General features: G+C 42.6%; 11 protein-coding genes and 1 pseudogene. 9 read left to right on the forward strand and 3 right to left on the reverse strand.

Annotated features, from left to right (window positions below):
- The first annotated feature begins 102 nt into the window (after positions 1-102).
- The 5 genes and pseudogenes from CLV95_RS04015 (at position 103) to CLV95_RS04040 (ending at position 3351) form a co-directional block, all read left to right on the forward strand.
- Complete coding sequence (locus CLV95_RS04015; RefSeq protein WP_002732499.1) at positions 103-1365, forward strand: esterase/lipase family protein; 1263 nt, start codon at positions 103-105, stop codon at positions 1363-1365.
- Between the two features lie 252 nt (positions 1366-1617).
- Positions 1618-1839, forward strand: a complete 222-nt coding sequence (locus CLV95_RS04020) for a hypothetical protein (protein ID WP_002724643.1) — start codon at positions 1618-1620, stop codon at positions 1837-1839.
- 110 nt (positions 1840-1949) lie between these two features.
- A pseudogene (locus CLV95_RS19725) lies at positions 1950-2113 on the forward strand (ArsR family transcriptional regulator); the annotation flags it as partial.
- 28 nt (positions 2114-2141) lie between these two features.
- On the forward strand, positions 2142-2558 hold the full coding sequence (locus tag CLV95_RS04030; RefSeq protein ID WP_002737402.1) for a hypothetical protein: 417 nt from the start codon (positions 2142-2144) through the stop codon (positions 2556-2558).
- Between the two features lie 517 nt (positions 2559-3075).
- Positions 3076-3351: a cysteine-rich CWC family protein gene (locus CLV95_RS04040; RefSeq protein ID WP_002724639.1), complete on the forward strand. Its 276-nt coding sequence runs from the start codon at positions 3076-3078 to the stop codon at positions 3349-3351.
- Between the two features lie 6 nt (positions 3352-3357).
- Here the strand turns inward: CLV95_RS04040 and CLV95_RS04045 are convergent, their stop codons facing one another.
- From CLV95_RS04045 to CLV95_RS04055, 3 genes are all read right to left on the reverse strand, one after another.
- Positions 3358-5118 carry an acyl-CoA dehydrogenase family protein gene (locus CLV95_RS04045; RefSeq protein WP_002759376.1) on the reverse strand — a complete coding sequence of 587 codons (1761 nt, stop codon included), beginning with the start codon at positions 5116-5118 and terminating at the stop codon, positions 3358-3360.
- Between the two features lie 72 nt (positions 5119-5190).
- On the reverse strand, positions 5191-6744 hold the full coding sequence (locus CLV95_RS04050; RefSeq protein ID WP_002759443.1) for a TolC family protein: 1554 nt from the start codon (positions 6742-6744) through the stop codon (positions 5191-5193).
- A 260-nt stretch (positions 6745-7004) separates the two neighbouring features.
- Entirely contained in the window at positions 7005-10160 is a 3156-nt protein-coding gene (locus tag CLV95_RS04055) for an efflux RND transporter permease subunit (protein WP_002729580.1), read from the reverse strand.
- A 169-nt stretch (positions 10161-10329) separates the two neighbouring features.
- Here CLV95_RS04055 and CLV95_RS04060 point away from each other — a divergent pair, with 169 nt between their 5' ends.
- The 4 genes from CLV95_RS04060 to CLV95_RS04080 all read left to right on the forward strand — a co-directional run bounded on the left by CLV95_RS04060 (position 10330) and on the right by CLV95_RS04080 (position 17001).
- Positions 10330-10902 carry a TetR/AcrR family transcriptional regulator gene (locus CLV95_RS04060; protein WP_002729545.1) on the forward strand — a complete coding sequence of 191 codons (573 nt, stop codon included), beginning with the start codon at positions 10330-10332 and terminating at the stop codon, positions 10900-10902.
- 69 nt (positions 10903-10971) lie between these two features.
- Positions 10972-11937 (forward strand): NAD-dependent epimerase/dehydratase family protein, encoded by a 966-nt coding sequence (locus tag CLV95_RS04065; RefSeq protein WP_002732331.1) that lies wholly within the window; start codon positions 10972-10974, stop codon positions 11935-11937.
- A gap of 280 nt (positions 11938-12217) precedes the next feature.
- Positions 12218-13321, forward strand: a complete 1104-nt coding sequence (locus tag CLV95_RS04075; RefSeq protein ID WP_002724641.1) for a DegT/DnrJ/EryC1/StrS family aminotransferase — start codon at positions 12218-12220, stop codon at positions 13319-13321.
- A gap of 359 nt (positions 13322-13680) precedes the next feature.
- The gene (locus tag CLV95_RS04080) at positions 13681-17001 is read left to right on the forward strand and encodes an efflux RND transporter permease subunit (RefSeq protein WP_002732241.1); all 3321 of its coding nucleotides are present in this window, start codon (positions 13681-13683) and stop codon (positions 16999-17001) included.
- Positions 17002-17385 lie beyond the last annotated feature (384 nt).

Raw genomic sequence — 17385 nt, forward strand, 5'->3', positions numbered from 1 at the left:
GCCTCTTCGATCCTATCGAAAACGGACGAATCGAATTTTATCCGTTGACCCTAAAAGATTTCCGAGTTATACTTCGCAGGCAATAAAAGGAGTCGTTTCAGCATGCCTTATAAACCCACACAACCGGGTTTGGATTTGAGTAAATCTCTAGTTCAGTTCGCAAAAGATACTTCGGTAGGGACTTTAGAAAGCGTTCGTTCGATACTTACCCAATCCTTCGATTGGTCATCCAAACAGTTGTCTCAACTTTCCGGAATTCCTTTGGTTCAGAATACGAGTCTTTCGGAATTTTTTTCCAAATCCGGGGAATCTCTCAAAAACGCAAGTGAAAAAACGGAACAAGGACTGACACGGGCTTTAAGTTCCACGGCAAAAGCGATGCATGAAACGTTAGACGCTCTTGAAAAAGCGGACCTAGTCGTTAAACGAATTTTTTTCGAAAACATTCCCGTTTCCAGTATAGTAGGAGAATCCTTCGCGGGACTCGTGACCACTTCCCATATTCAGGCATCTTTTCGGCTTGAGGGAAAGGACGTGGAAATTCAAGAAATCCTAATGGATTGGAAAAAGTCGAAACTCCCGCGTTTGATCCTTTGTATTCCCGGACTTTTTTGCGACGAAGGACTTTGGAACGCAAAAGGGGAACTCCCTCTTTCCGATACGATGAAAGAATGCGGTTATTACCCGATCTATCTTCGTTTCAATCCAGGGATTCATCTTTCCACGAACGCAAAACTCATGTTAAATCTTATCGAGGCGCTTTTGAATTCCCCCGAAATAAAAGGAGGAACGTTAGACGTTATATCTTACAGTCAGGGCGGTTTGATTTTCAGAAGCGCCTTGTATCAAGCTAAACAAAAAAATTCACCCTTTTCAGACAGGATTCGCCATGCGCTCGTGATCAATTCTCCTGACGGAGGATCATATATCGAAAAAATCGGCTTTTGGCTCGGGCTTGGAGCGGAGTCGTTACCGATTCTTCCGATTAATATCCTAGGTTTTATCGGAAATCAAAGAAGTGATGCAATCAAAGATCTTTCTCACGGAATTATTCGAGAAGAGGATTGGATCCAAAATGATCAAATCAAGAGGTACGTGAACGATTTGTATTTCAAAGAGTTGGACGAAGTGAATGCGACTCAGATATACAGTTTAGTAACAAAAGAAGAATCCAAATGGTCCTCATGGATCGGCGACGGAATCGTTGAAAAGCCGAGTCTTACTTTGTTAAGCGACAGGGTATATCGAAAAAAATCCGATCCTGAATCCCGGGTTAATTGTCTGCTCGAGACTTCCCATTATCAGGTGATAACACATCCGGAAACTCACAAAATTCTCCGTAGAGTTTTGACCAGCCCATTTTAAATTAAAATAGGAAGAGATGCGGTTTTAGCTCGGGAAGCATTTTACCTGAGTTCATTTAACGCGCTTTTACTTCTATTCTTACTGAAATTATATTTGGATAAAAAGGAAAAAACACGGAGGACAAAATACTTTCCGGCCGCGTTTTGCTCTTACTCGGAGTTTTTGTCGAAGCGATCACTTCTTTTTCCGGTTTAGGCTCGTCCTCATTTCAATTTATTAAAATTGAATATTAAAAAAGGCGCATTTATTTTCATGGGAGTCGTTCCTTTTTTGGCGGTCAGCGTTTGTATCGGCTATATACTCGAAACACCAGCACTTCCGTATTCGAGTGCGTTTCAAATCGGTTATGTGGGTTTCTTGTTTTCGATTTCTCTCTTTATTGGAACCTACATGCGATCCTTCGTCGGAGTCAAGGCGGCACAAAAAGTCGAAGCGAAAACGATCCGTTATACATTAGAGTTGTTGAAAAATTAATTCTTCATCTGTTTCCGTTTCATGAAAACGATCGATTAAAGCAGTTTTGTTAATCTGAATTATGGAATTTTTCAACAACTCTATTTATTACGATCCTTCTGATTTTATTTGCAAAAATGACTTACGAACTCGAACCTTCCGGACCGGATTCGGTAAAATTGACGGTAAAACGACTACTTTTTTCGGAGTTTCACAAGGATGGCCTAGACATCTCAGCAACTTGAAAACATATCTCGAAACCGGAAAAGGTATGAACCTACCTTCAATGCATTGATATAAAAAAATGAACTGGGAGAAAAGTTATGATCCATTATGGAAAAATCAATGTGATAGCGGGCTTCACTGCAATGTTACTCGCCGCGATGGGAGGATTTGCGCTCGGAGCCACGTTCGACACGAACGTTGTCAAAGATGGACAATACATTCTGAGTATCGTGCGTTTTTATCTGAGAGAAGGGCATTCCCATGAAATGCCGATTGCGATGTACAATATGATCGTAGGCCTTTGGATCGATAAGGTCGCACTTTCGAATCGTTCAAAACTGATCGCTTCTTGGGCAGCTGTCTGCGGACTTCTATTACCTGCCGGACTCGCGTTAAAAGGAGCCGCGGGCGCACCTGCAAACTTTCCTCCGGTAGGACTTCCAGGAATCTTAGGAATGTTCACTTCGATCATTCTTCTTTTGATCGGAGCGATTCGCATTCAAAGAAACGCATAAAAGAATTCTTCCTAATGTGCGCATAAGAAATTTTGCGCGCGTTCGTTTCGGCTCACTGTCGTTTTAAAAAATTTTTCGAATAGAACGGGAACCTCGGAAGGTTTTCTTTATCAGAAATACTTTTTGCAAGTAAAAAGCCTCATTCTTGTCGGAACACTTGAAAAAACGTGCGCTGGGATCCTTATTCAACGTGAGTTCGGCATAACAAATGCCAAAGTGATATTATGTTGCGATCCGTAGAAAGCAGCACTTTAGTTTCAGCTCGCGAGTCATTTTTGCTATAAAATTTGCGAACACTCGATTGAACTTTCTTATATCGAATTCACATTATTTATCGCAGTATTCTTTTTAACTTGTGGATAAAAGTACGGCAAAGACTTTTAAAAATAGTTCTATTCAGAAAATCGAAAATACAAATTAGAGAAGCTTCCATTCAAGACTTGCAGGAGACCGCAAAATTGTTTGACAAATATCATCTCTTTTATTGGTTATAGAATCCATTTAAATTTCTGAATGTATGTCTGAGGCAAAAACTTTAAAATCCGGAATCGTTCAAAAGACCTGTCAGCGTTGCGGAAAAATCTTTGATTGCGGGGCAACGGTAAATTCCTGCGAATGTTTCTCGGTGAACTTACCTCCCGAAATCGTAAAACAACTCCAAACAAATTACGGCGATTGTCTTTGTGTTTCCTGTTTAAAAGATTTGAATGGAAAACGAAGACCGAAAAATTTTCGACGGAAATCAAATCGTTTCCGAAGAACGGATTTTCCGCCCGTCCTCCGAAACGTCTAACTTGAATTAAGCAAGAACGGCTTGTTTGGAAGCCCTTTCCAACTTGATCAAATTGGCACTTGCAGTTGCGACGCTATCCAAATGGTAGGCTTGCGTGACCGCTTTTCGTTTTTGAAGTTCCTTTCCGCTCAATACCTTGAGTGACCTTTCCAGAAGCATTCCACAAAGAAAACGAGCGGCGATTTCCACCACCTCAAATGCCAAAGAATCTTTCACATTTCCGTCATGAATCGATTTATAAAGTCCTACACTCGTATTGAGGTCGCTCCAAACTTTTTTGAGATCTTCGGAAGGGGAGAATTTAGAAAGTTCCTCCTCCGCGTATTGTCTGAGTTGTCCGGTTGGAGACATCCCCGATACTACGCCGCCGATCGCAGCCACGATCTGCAATTGGGTTGTTCCTTCGTAAATCGTAGTGATTCTACTATCTCTATAGATTCGAGCTACGTCGTAGTCTTCGGTGTAACCACTTCCTCCGTGAATCTGCAACGCGTCCGATGCAATTGCCACACACCCTTCGGATGCGTAATACTTACTAAGCGGTGTGAATAAATCCGCAAGTTTTTCCCAACGACGAATCGTTTCGTCCTGACTCACATCTCTTTCAGATTTGCCTTCGGCTTTGATAAGGTGCTCTTTCGGCCAATGGTAAAGATCAATCGCCTTTCCGGTTTCAACGATAAGAACTCTGGTAGCTAAAATTTCTCTTTCCATACGATCCAAAATTTTTCTGACCGCAGGAATTTGTTCGATCGGTTTGCCGAATTGAATTCTTTCCGAAGCGTACTTTTTTCCTTCGTAATAAGCGGCAGTCGCAATCCCTAAAGATTGAGTCGCAATCGTAAGTCTCGCAGCGTTCATCATTCCCATAGAATACTTCACAAGACCGTATCCGGTTTTTCCAATCAATTCTCCGGGAGAATTATCGAAAACAACTTCACAAGTCGGAGAACAATGAAGCCCCATCTTATGTTCTACTCCGGCGATATGAACATCGTTCCCTTTTACGAGAAAGAAAGATAATCCTCTCGCGCCGCTTTCAGGTGATCCGGTTCTCGCCAACGTAAGAATTACGGAAGGTGCATCGATGTAACCGCAGGCGTGTGTGATAAAACGTTTTGCTCCATTCACTCTCCAGACTCCATTCGTATCTTGAGTCGCTCTTGTTTGAACGTTCGGGAGATCCGATCCGTAGTTCGGTTCGGTAAGCGCCATTGCCGCACTGTATTTTCCTGCGGAAATTTCAGGAAGCCATTTCTCGCACATTTCGGAAGAAGCGTATCTTTCCATAATCTCCACAATGTTTATATTTCCGTATGCAAGACAAAACGCCGCATCAGCCCTCGCCGCAATTTCCATCATCAAAGACTGAACAGTTGCAGGTAGTCCCATTCCGCCGTATTTCCTGCTGATCGAAATCGGCATGAGTCCTGCGTCTCGGAGAGTATTGTAACATTCTTCCTGAGCCGTCGGAAACGTTACCTTTCCATTCGCATACTTGAGCCCGATTTGATCCATTTCCTTACTTCGGGGAGCCACAAATTCCCCCATAATTTCACCTAAAGATTCCAATACGGATTTATAGTATTCTTTAGCCTCCTCCACATTTGAAGGAGCATAAGCCAATCTTTCATTACCGGTCTTTTTATATTCTTCCGCATCTTCGAAAGCATGTTCGTAAGCGTGAATAATCTTTTCCCAATCGATCAACTCGTCGAAAACGAGTTTAAGATCCTCGTTATCCTGAAAATAATTACTGATAATCATGAGATTTCGTACCTCTCAACTATGCCCAATAGTTAAAACCATCTCGAAGATATGTCAAGCACACAAAGAAAACTAATCCTTAACCTTATCTTCTTCTTTCAATTTTTTTAATTTTGGTAGTTCCCCAGTTGCAACGGAATACCAAATCGTATTCAAAGAATGTTGATAAAACACCTTTCTATACGCGATTTCAGAATCCAGAAAAGAAATTTCCGATGTAAGAAGTTCGAGGCGGGAAACTGTTTTGAAACTAAAACCCCTTCTTTGACTACTCAGATTGGATTCTACGGAATTAAGAGCTTTTAAATATAAGGACAATAATCGAGCAGAATTCCGGGAACTTTCGTATGCTTTTCGAATTTCATCCGTTGCGATCCGTTTTGCTTGCGATAATTGTAATTCCGCCTGTCTAACGGCTGATTCCGCTTGTTTGACTCCCGCCGTGATCGTTCCGGCGGACAACAAAGGAACGTTAATCGATAGCTGCATCGTTATATCCTTGTTCGGCGTCGTATTATGTTCGGGGATCGTATAATAGTTGTTTAACGTTACGGAAGGTAAATGTCCGCCCCAAGCCTTTTTCAGATTGAGCTCCGCCATCTTAAGATTTTCTTTTGCCGCAATCACATCGTATCGTTTTGCTATCTTTTCTTCGGGCAATAGGTTTTGAGGAATGGAAATCACTCCCTTAGGAATCGACAATCGAAGTCCCCCTTCTCCCACTCCTACGAGACTCTCCAAGGCCATTTCGGCCTGTTTTAATTGGTATTTAAAATCCTCGAGATTCGCTTCGGATCTGGAAAAGTCCGCTTCGGCCCCGCTCAAGTCGGCTCTGGTGATTTTTCCTAAAGAAAAAAGCCTTCGTCTTTCCAAAATCATTTTACGAACAAGATCTATTTTCTTCTCCTCCAACAAAATGACCTCTTTTAACTGTAGAACATTATAATATGCTTGTGCAATTTCCAGATAGAGGCGTCCTGACTCGTATTTAGCTTCGTTCATTCTCACGTTGGTGAGAGCGCCTGCGGCTTTATAAGTCGTATATTGGTTTACTCCATTTAGGATGGGGATACTCAAAAGTAATCTCGTTCCGGGACCGACGGTCGGAGGCAGACTACTCGTAGAAGATCCTCCCGTAAGAGGATTCGGTTCCGTATAAAACGGGTTAAAGTGAGAATTCGGTCCGGGAATCCTATAAAATTTATTATAAACCAAAGACAAAGACGGAAAGAAGGAAGCGAACGCCGCCGCCTTTTGAGAATCGGCTTGCTGAATCGCTTCTTCCTTAAGTGCAATTCTTTCCGTTCTTTCCACCGCGTATGAGTAAAGTTCGTCGATGCTCAACTCTTGCTCGGGAGAAATATTCCGAATTTTTTCGGTAGTAACTCCGGTGACTTTTTCTAGACCGGATTCGACGACTCCATCGCCCGTTCGGATCTTCGAATCATCGATGCAACCGAAGCCAAACGCCAAAGTCGCAAAAGAAAGAAAAAATAAATTCATTTTTTTGAATGTGTTTTTAAAATCGAGCCTTGACCATATACTCCGACACAATAGAATCTGCCTTTTGACTTGCGGTGAAGACGGATTTACAAATTCTATTTTTATAATATTTTTTCGATTCATCATTTGTTTCTACGATTTGTCTAAAATCCAAAATCTAAATTACAAAGAATCCTATTTTTAGTTTCTATTCCGTCGCTTCTTGCAATATCATTTTACAGATATCAGTCTATGGAAAGACATCTATTTAACTTTGGCGCCTATCAGAACTTGTCCCAAAATTGTCTTCTGTGGAAGCGGCGTTGCCGCGACACTGTCTTCAGCCTTCTGAATGTAGGAGTTCCCTACAGATCCGTGCTGCGATTGCGATCGTTTGAAAAAACTCATCGTTTTTCCTTTTCTCCAAGATAATATGCCGCGGGAACGACCAAAAGTGTAATTAAGGTGGAAAGAGTCATTCCTCCCAAAATCGTCACCGCCATTGGGATTCTCGTTTCCGCCCCCGGGCCGAGAGCCAAGGCGGGAGGAATCGCAGCCGCAATCGAGCTGAAGGAAGTCATAAGCACCGGTCTCAAACGGATCGGACAGCCCTCCTTGACGGATTCTCGAACATTTTTTCCGGTCGACCGAACGTGATTTACAAACTCCACAAGAAGAATCGAATTCTTTTTTACCAAACCCAAAAGGAGAATGAGCCCGATAAAGCTGTACATATTGAACGACTGGCCAAACAGATAAAGAGAGACTAACGCTCCCGTAAAACTAAAAGGCATTGCAAGAAGAATATAAAGCGGTTGTTTTAAACTGTTGAACTGACTAGCAAGAATCATATAAGAAAGAAGAATTCCGAACGTCAAAGCAAGTGTAAGGCTTTCGCCGGATTCCTTAGCGGTTTTAGCCGAACCAGTAATTGAAACGGAATAACCGTCTGGAAGAATTTCTCTGGCAATCTCAAGCGCTCTCTCCGTTGATACGGTCTGCCCTAAAGCGGGAGCCGGATTTCCAAAAACTCGGATCGCTCTTTCCCGATTGATCCGAGTGATCGTTTTAAGCGCTTCCTTTTCTTGAATGCTCACAACTTCTTTGAGTTTGACGAATTCACCGAAAGTATTTCGAACACCAATGTCCGGAATGATCGCTATCGTTTCTCCCTGATCCTTTCGTATTTTTACTCTTACGTCGTAACTTCTTCCGTTTTCCGTAAAACGACTAACGTTCTTTCCGCCCATTAATGTTCCGACCGTGTTTCCAACGTTCGCCATACTCACTCCTCTGAGTGCTGCGGCTTCTCGATCGGTAATCAGTCTGAGTTCCTTTTGTCCGGCGACGTAATCAGTATCCACGTCCAAAACGACCTTACTTTCCTTGAGTTTATCCAAGATCCGAATCGAAAGAGCGGATAATGTTTTCCAATCAGGACCAGTTAACACGAGTTCAACGGGATAACCTCTCCCTGCGGAGAATCCCCTCTGGGAGAGATCCTGCATAGAAAACGTCGCCTCGGGCACGAGTTCCTTTAAATCCTTTCGTAAAATTCCGAAAAGAGCCGCCTGCGTGATTTCCCTTCCGGTCTTAGGATTTTTCGGTCTGTGTCCCATCTCCTTCATCGTGATAAAAAACATCCCCGTGTTCGCTTCGGTTCCTCCGAACCCTCCCACGTTGGAAATATACTTTTCGATTTCCTTTCTTTGGATAAGATATTGTTCCACCTTCTTCATCGCTTCGTCCGTTCTTTGTAGAGAAGAACCCAAAGGTAAACGCGCGCGTACTATAAAACGCCCCATGTCCTGCGGAGGAATAAATTCTTTCTTTAAGAGAAAGAAAAACCCGAGCGATACGAGAAACAAGGCAGTGGTTCCGTATAATATCGATTTAGGATATTTTAATACGAAATCGATCGAACGAGCGTATAAGTTCGTGCTGTAATCGAGAAATCGTTCGATTATCGGGTCCATCCTTTTAAAAACGGAAATTCTCGAAATCCAACGATTCCAAGATTCAAGCACATCGGCTGAAAACACCGAGGAAAGATAGGGTTTTTTCTTATTGTCCTTTTTGTCTTCGCTGTACAAAGAAGAACGCATCGGCGTAAAACTCAGCGCCTCAAATAACGACAGTAAAACGGCGACGGAAATGGTAACTCCGAACTCCAAAAAGTATCTTCCGATGATTCCTTTCATAAAGGCTACCGGAAGAAAAATCGCAACTACGGCTAACGTAGCCGCTAAAGCCGCAAATCGAATTTCCAAAGCTCCTTCCAATGCGGCTTTAAACCAGGATTTTCCCATCTCATGATGTCTCGTAATATTTTCCAGAACCATGATGGCGTCATCTACGACAATCCCAGTCGCAAGAGATAAACCTAACATCGTAAAGGTGTTGACCGTAAAACCCGCAAAATACAAAAATAAAAACGTTCCGATCACCGAAGTCGGAATTGCTAGAAGAACATTTCCGGTACTCTTCCAATTCCCCAAAAACAACCTACACACAAAGCCGGTGAGAATTGCGGAAAAGATCAGAGTGAATTCAAGCTCGTTTACGCTGTCTCGGATATAACCCGTGTTATCGTTCGAAACCGTAAGGTCGTAACCTTTCGGAAGTTTCGGTTTTAATTCTTGGACCTTGGCTTTGACAAGATCTCCGACTTGAACCGCGTTAGCTCCTTTGAGTTTTTTGATTCCGATCGCAACGGCGGAAACTCCGTTAAATCGGGAAATTCTTCTGATCTCACCTAATCCGTCTTCGACGGTTGCGATATCTTTAAGTCGAATCGATCTAAAAAGAGGAGAACCACTTCTTGAATTTAAAAATATGTTTCCAAATTGTTCCGCAGTGGGAACCTCCCCCACCGCTCGAAGACTGATTTCATTCGTCCTGTTTTCCAATCTTCCCGAAGGAACTTCCAAGTTCTGTTCCTTCAATGTATTGACAATATCATCTACGGCGATTTCGTTTTTGGAAAGTCTGAGTGGATCCAAATAGACATTGATCGTCCGATCGACGTAACCTCCGAGAATGATTTCACCCACTCCCGAAATTTCCTGAAACTTATCTTTCAGAAAATCCTTTACAAAAAGCATCTTTTCCTTTTCGGTCTTATCGACCGCAGTTACGGAAACCCAGATGATTGGAACGTCGTCCGGATTGGATTTCGTAATCACCGCCGGGTCCAATTCTTCCGGAAGTTTATTGGAAACCTGAGCCAGTTTTGTTTGAATCTCTTGAACGGCAACATCCACGTTCCGACTGAGTTCCAACTCTACGGTTATAGTTGCGGAACCGTCCGAAGAAATTGAACGGACCTCGGTAACTCCTTCGACAGCCATTAGGGCTTCTTCAATCGGATCGACTACGTCGGTTTCCATAACTTGGGCATTTGCACCGACGAGTGTGAGCGAAACGTTGACTACCGGAAAGTCAACGTCGGGCATTTGAGAGACACCCATTCTGGAGAATCCGACCGATCCGAAAATAATAATCGCGGCCATCATCATCCAAGAGAAGATCGGGTTTTGTATCGATATGGTGGAAAGCAAGAAAAACCTCTTCAGAATTTAACAAAAAACAAAAGTTCTAAAGCGAACTTTGAGTATCAATTCGACCTAATTTTTCGACCTCGGATCCCATTTTTATCCCGCGAATCTATTATAATTCATTCTCAACTCCCTTGACAGGAAAAACAACACGGTTTCATCCTGGGAAGATATGGAACGACTCAGCTCCAGAGAACGATTGATACAGACCACAGCGCAACTTTTGCAAGAGAAAGGTTATTACGGAACCGGATTGAAGGACATTCTTAAATTAAGTGGAACTCCGAGCGGTTCGCTTTATCATTATTTTCCCGATGGAAAGGAAGAATTAACCGCAGCTGCAATTCGAAGCGCGGGAGAACGTCTCGAAAAACAAATCGAAACTACCATTGAAAATCATCCCGATCTTTATAGGGCTTTGCAAGAAATTACGAGTCACCTTTCTCAGGAGCTAATCGACTCCGACTTCCAAAAAGGTTGTCCCATTGCAACTGTGGTTTTGGAAATCGCAGCCGAAAGCGATCGAATCCAAAAAGTTTGTTCGAGCATATATCTCAAATGGCAAAATTTATTGGGCACTTTTTTGCAAAGATCAGAAATGAAAGAAGATCAGGTGAAACCCGTCTCGATTCTTCTTTTGGCAGTGATAGAAGGGGCTTTGGTATTATGTCGTGCTCACCGTAGCATAGAACCCTTGGAAATTGTTAGCAAACAACTGGAAAATATTTTGAACATTCTAACTTAAGAGAATGTAATTGACCACTTTTATTTTCCAATAAAATCAGTAGATCCATCCATTTCTAGGGAGCGAAGAATGAATCTTTTTATCACAGGAGCTTCCGGCTTTGTAGGAGAAGCGGCGACTCGAATTTTATCTAAAAAACATATTGTTAAAGCAATGTCCCGGTCGGAAAAAGCAGACGCCGTCATTTCCATGGTAGGAGGAAAACCTGTTCGCTGTGAACTCAATTCCGTGGATTCAAATTTTTTGAAAGGAATCGACGTCGTCATTCACAGTGCTGCTTATGTGGAACAATGGGGATCGCTTCAGGATTTTTGGAAGGTCAACGTGGACGGAACCGCTCAACTTCTGGAGGCGTCTCGCAAAGCAGGAGTCAAACGATTCATCTTTATCGGAACCGAAGCCGCTCTCTTTTACGGACAACCGATGATCGACATTGACGAATCGTATCCTTATCCGAAAAATTCTCCCTTTCCTTATTCAAAGACCAAAGCCGAAGCGGAGAAACTCGTATTAAAGGCGAATTCCTCTGAAATGCAAACTATTTCCATCCGTCCTCGTTTGATTTGGGGGCCCGGTGATAAAACGGTTCTCCCAGTTCTTTTAAAGATGATCTCAGATGGGAATTTTTCTTGGATCGACGGCGGCAGGGCCCTTACTAGTACGACTCACATTTACAATCTAATTCATTCAATTGAACTCGCCCTTACAAAAGGCCAAGGCGGTAAGGCTTATTTTGTCACCGACGATGAAGTATTCAATTTTCGTAATTTTCTTGAATCTCTTCTCGAAACTCAGAAAGTGGTAGCTCCGAATCGTTCCATCCCGGGTTGGCTTGCTCGTTTTTTAGCGAGAATTTTAGAAAGAGTTTGGAAACTTTTTAGAATCAAAAACGAACCTCCTCTAACTCGCTTTAGCGCGAGTATCATGTCTCGAGATTGTACAATCAAAATCGATAATGCCAAAAAAGATTTGGATTATTCTCCCCTGCTGACGGTTCGCCAAGGTCTTGCAGAAATGCCGGTTCTTGGTTCTTAAATGTCGGAATTTTTCCGTTTTCGATAGGATGTAGGAACTTCTATAAAAATTGAATAACGAAAAAACTGCTCGAAAACCCATAAGTTCTATCTCAGGGAAAATAATTTGTGAAAGCTCCTTCAAAGGAGTTCCCACAAAATTCCGACCAAAATAGAATTTTTCTTGTACTTTTTTGATTCTCTCAAAACCTGCATTTTACAAGGCATAGAAAAAGGTCTTTACGAGATAGAATTCAAATACAAAATGCGACATAATAAAATTATAAGAGCCCAAGTTGGATATGAGTAGCATCGAAACTGAAATTTCGGAAAAAAATCTTAAAAAAAAGACGGAAATCGAATTTCACAAACCTACTCTATCCAGGGAGGATTTGAAAACTGTTCTCGAATGCTTAGTTGAAGACCACCTCACAACCGGAAATGTGACAATACGTTTCGAAAAAGCATTCGCTTCCACCTTTCGTTATAAACAGGTCATTTCCAGCAACAACCTCACCTCTGCATATCACCTTATCCTTCTCGCACTTGATATCCAAGCAGGTGACAAAGTGGCCCTCTCCACCTTCGCGCCTGTTTCTGCACTAGATGCGGTTTTTCTTTTAAAAGCAATTCCAGTCGTAATCGATTTGGATAAAAATTCTTTTCATTTGAGTCCAGAAGGGCTTACAAAAGCACTCCAAGACTCTTCCGTGAAAGCGATTCTTTTGGATCATTCTTTCGGGTCCATTGCAGACGCAAAACGTTACGACTTTCAGGAAATTCCAGTCATCGAAGATATTTCCGAAGTTTTAGGCGCTCAAAGCGCGACATTCACTCCGGGAAAACAAGGCAATATCGCTGTTTGTGGACTTTCCGTAGACCAGATGATTACAACCGGAAACGGTGCGATGATCATTACCGATCAAGAATCTTTGGCTAAAAAAATCCGCACCATGAAAGCCGGTAAAGAACCTTACCAAAGAAAAGAAGGACAACCTAAATTAGATTACAATCTCATCGACTACCAAGCCGCCCTCGGAATCGAACAACTTTCCAAAATCGGAATCATCTTAGAAAGAAAAAGAAAGATCGCACAAGTTTATCTTCAGTCTATCTCGGGAAGTTCGGTAAAAACTTGGTATGGTGATCCGAATCTGGATACGTTTAACCGTTTTATTATTCTTGCACCGGGAAGTTACGAACAGGTTGAAAGATACTTTCGTTCCTTACAGATCGGAACCCAAAAAGTAGCGGAAGAACCGATTCATCATATTTTAGAACTTCCAAATTCAGACTTCCCGAATGGAGAAAAACTCTTTCAAAGAGGTCATTGTATTCCGATTTATCCCAACCTGACAAAAGATAATATCCAAAGAATTTCTCAGGCAATCCGTAGAATTTATTAAGACCTTGTCTGTTCAGAGGACTGGGGACTGACAAACTCGCATTCAGAGGACAGAAGACTGACGAACTCGCTTCGCTCGTTCTGGACAGAGGACAGAAACGGAGGAGATAATACATCACGAATTTAAAATGCAGCTTGCGGAGACAAAAAAGAGAACAAAAGCAAACTGCACTAGAAAAGCCTTCAGTCGTCTGTCTTCTGAACGGACAGTTCTAACGATTACCCGAACGCGTAAACATAGAAGAACGAGGTGCCCATTCATTATTTTCAAGAGATGTTAAAATTTCCCTACGGAAATTTGATATTGATTTCTTTTTTAAGAAGCTCGACGCCAAGTGGTAAGTTATACTGAGGTAGTCCATGAATATCGCCCAGCTTTCGATCAAACGACCTATTTTTATTTGTAGTATCGTTCTTCTGATGCTTCTCACTGGTTGGGTGGCTCTGGGAAGAATGGGAGTGGATCTCTTTCCGGACGTAAACATCCCGATTGTTTCCGTTACCACAATTTATCCAGGAGCGGGTCCCGAAGAAATAGAAGAACTCGTTTCCAAACCTCTAGAGGAAGAACTCTCCTCTATTGCCGGTCTGAAAAAAATTTCTTCCAGAAATCAGGAAGGTGTTTCGGTCGTATTCGGTGAGTTTACACTTGCAACGGACATCAAATACGCCGAACAACAATTTAGAGATAAAGTCGGACTCGTAAAACCCAAACTTCCAACCGGAATCAAAGAACCGAAGGTGGTCCGTTTCGATCCAGCGGATCAACCGATCGTTCGACTCGCACTTTTCGCGGAACTAGACCAAGCAAAACTCTACGACATCGCTAAAGAAACCGTAAAATCTAAATTAGAACAAGTTGCAGGCGTCGGTTCAGTCAAGATCGTCGGCGGAACTCGAAGAGAAATCCAAATTGAATTAGATAGGAACAAACTAACTTCTTATCAAATGCCCGCAGTTGTAATTGCAAACCGCCTGAAAACCGCAGGTTTAAACGTTCCAGTCGGAAAATTTGAAGCAGGTGTTAAAGAAACTTCTTACAGAACCCTGGGAAGGTACGAATCCTTATCTCAAATTGAAAATACAATCGTTTCCTTCAGCGGTGAAGTTGGAAATGCGGTTCTCATCAAACAACTGGGAATCGTTCGGGACGGAACGGAAGACGAAGAAACGATCGGTTATCTTTGGGCCTCGAAGGAAGGAGCCGTCGAGGAAAAAGTCTCGTTCTTCACAAAGATCGGAAATTTCTTTAAAGGGAAGAAAGAAAATATCGCCGTTGCGAAAGAAACAAAGCCCGCTCTGTTCATCGACGTTTACAAACAATCAGGAGCCAATACGGTCGCGGTTGCAGACGAAGTTCTAAAACGAATCGTTAAACTCAACGAAGGAATTCAAAACTTAGACGGAAAACCAAGGATCCGTTTGATTCGCGACGGATCCAGATGGATTCGTTACAACGTCGAGGACGTAACCGAAGCGATCATAATCGGGATTCTTCTCGCCGTCATTACGGTTTATTTCTTTTTAGGAAATTTCCGTTCTACGATCATTACGGGACTTGCTCTTCCGAACTCCATGCTCGGCGCATTCGTTTTAATGTGGGCGATGGGTTTTACCATCAACGTGATGACTCTTTTAGCTCTTTCTTTGGCGGTAGGTCTTCTCATAGACGACGCAATTGTAGTTCGAGAGAATATCTTCCGAAAACTGGAGGAAGGAAAGGGTGTAATGGAAGCGGCCGAAACGGGAACCACGGAGGTAACGTTAGCCGTTATTGGGACGTCTTTAACGGTGATCGCCGTATTTTTACCCGTAGGGTTTCTTTCCGGCATTGTAGGTCAGTTTTTCAAACAGTTCGGTTTAACTGTAGTCTTTGCAATGCTCATTTCTCTCTTCGACGGACTTGCAGTGGCGCCGATGCTTTCTGCCTATTTCGCCGGTAAGATCGATCACCACGCAAAACCAAATAAAGCCGTGGAATTTTTCAATAAATTCCAAACCTGGCTTGAAAGACAGTATGGAAAAGTAATGAAAGTTGCCCTCAAAAGACCAGGAATGGTGCTTTTGGCTTCTCTTGGAATTTTCATTCTCTCAATCTTATCTCTGAAACTCGTAAAGAGTACGTTTTTACCCGCAAACGATCAGGGAGAATTCCTAGTTACCTTGGATCTTCCTCCCGGAACGAGTCTTCAAGGAACCAAACAAGTCGCGGATCAAGTTCTTGAAATTTTGAAGAAAATTCCCGAAATGGATATGATCGCGATTACGATCGGTAAACCGGACGGAGGAGAACCGAACGCAGGAACCCTTGCAGTTGCATTAGTACATTCTAAAAAACGAAAACGTACTACGACTCAAGTCAAGGATGATATCCGTGAACTTTTAAAACCGTTCGCATATGCTAGACCGGCGGTATCCGATTATAGCGCGGTCGGAGGCGGAATTCAGTATCCCTATCAGCTTGTAATCAAAGGGGAAAATTTAGCCGAGATGGACGCGTATTCCAAAAAGGTAGTAGCAAGATTAAAATCTCTTTCCGATCTAGCAGATATCGACACCGACTACAGAGCGGGAAAACCGGAGTATCAAATTCACTTGGACAATCTGAAAATGCAACTTGTTGGGGTACTTCCCGGGGTTGCAGGTTCAGAACTTCGTTATCAGATTGCGGGGGATCAAGTCAGTAAATTTTATGATAATGGAATCGAATACGAAGTGAAGATGAGACTTCGCCCCGACCAAAGAAACCTAAAAATGGCCTACGGACAAACCAAAGTGCCGAATATCGCCAATAAACTCATTCCACTTTCCGCAATCAGCGTTGGAAAGGAAGCGGCAGGCCCTTCTCGAATCAATCGGATTGACAGAGCGAGAACGATCGTTATCAATGCGAACTTAGCGCCGGGAGGAGCGGTTCAGGATGCGACCAAAATCACCGATGAAATTCTAAAGAAAGAACTCCCTCCACCTCCTGGAATTCGATATAATTTCCAAGGTCAATCGGAAGACTTCAAAGAACTTTTGGCAAACATCGTACTCGCGTTCGGATTGGCGCTCGTATTTATCTATCTAGTGCTTGCCTCTTTATACGAATCGTTTATCACCCCGATCACGATTCTATTTGCAATTCCTCCGGCAATTTCCGGAGCATTCTTCGCACTCGCATTGACAAACGAAATGCTCAACCTTTTTTCAATGATCGGTTTGATCCTTCTCATGGGACTTGTGGCAAAAAATTCGATTCTTCTAGTGGATTATGCGATGCAAGCAATGAGAGAAGGAGGAAAGTCTCGAAACGACGCGATTTACGAAGCGGGGCTCGTTCGACTCAGGCCGATTTTAATGACTTCCATCGCAATGATTATGGGAACGGTTCCAATCGCCCTTGGATTCGGAGAAGCGGCAAAATCCAGAACCGCTATGGGAATTGCGATCATCGGAGGATTAATCCTTTCAACCATCGTAACGCTCGTGGTCGTACCTTCGATCTTCGGATTCATTGATCGATTTAGAGAATGGATCGAAAGTAAATTTCGACCGGAGTACGATATGAACGCTTCGTTGACCCAACATGAACATTCCTCCAACGGACAAGAATTCTACAAAAAAGAATGGGCTGTCACTCCGGAGGTAAAAGTGGAACTTCCTAAAAAATCAGTTTCCAAAAGATCTAAAAAATAATATTCAAATTTTTGAATGGAGAATCCGTTTGAAGCGGGTTCTCCTCCGAATTTTTGGCCACTTACAAACAAACCTAATTGAATACGATATCGAAATCTCATTTCTTTCCGAAAATTTTAACTCAAATTCCCGTTTAGATTAAGGGTAACTTGTCACTAAGACAAAATGGCGCCCTTCTCCGGGCTTGAAAAACGAGGGTTAGATGCGAGCATGAACCACAAAAGAGCTGTTGAAAAATTAACTCTCGATCCGTTTCTTTTCTCCTGCATCGAAATGAGCGTTTGAAGCGGCTTTTGTTAATCTGAATCATGAAATTTTTCAACAACTCTAAAACAACAGAAGGAACTAAAAGCCCGTCACAAAACTGTCTTCCATAGGAGCGGC

This window comes from Leptospira borgpetersenii serovar Javanica, from assembly GCF_003046425.1.
Taxonomy (GTDB): Bacteria; Spirochaetota; Leptospiria; order Leptospirales; family Leptospiraceae; genus Leptospira; species Leptospira borgpetersenii.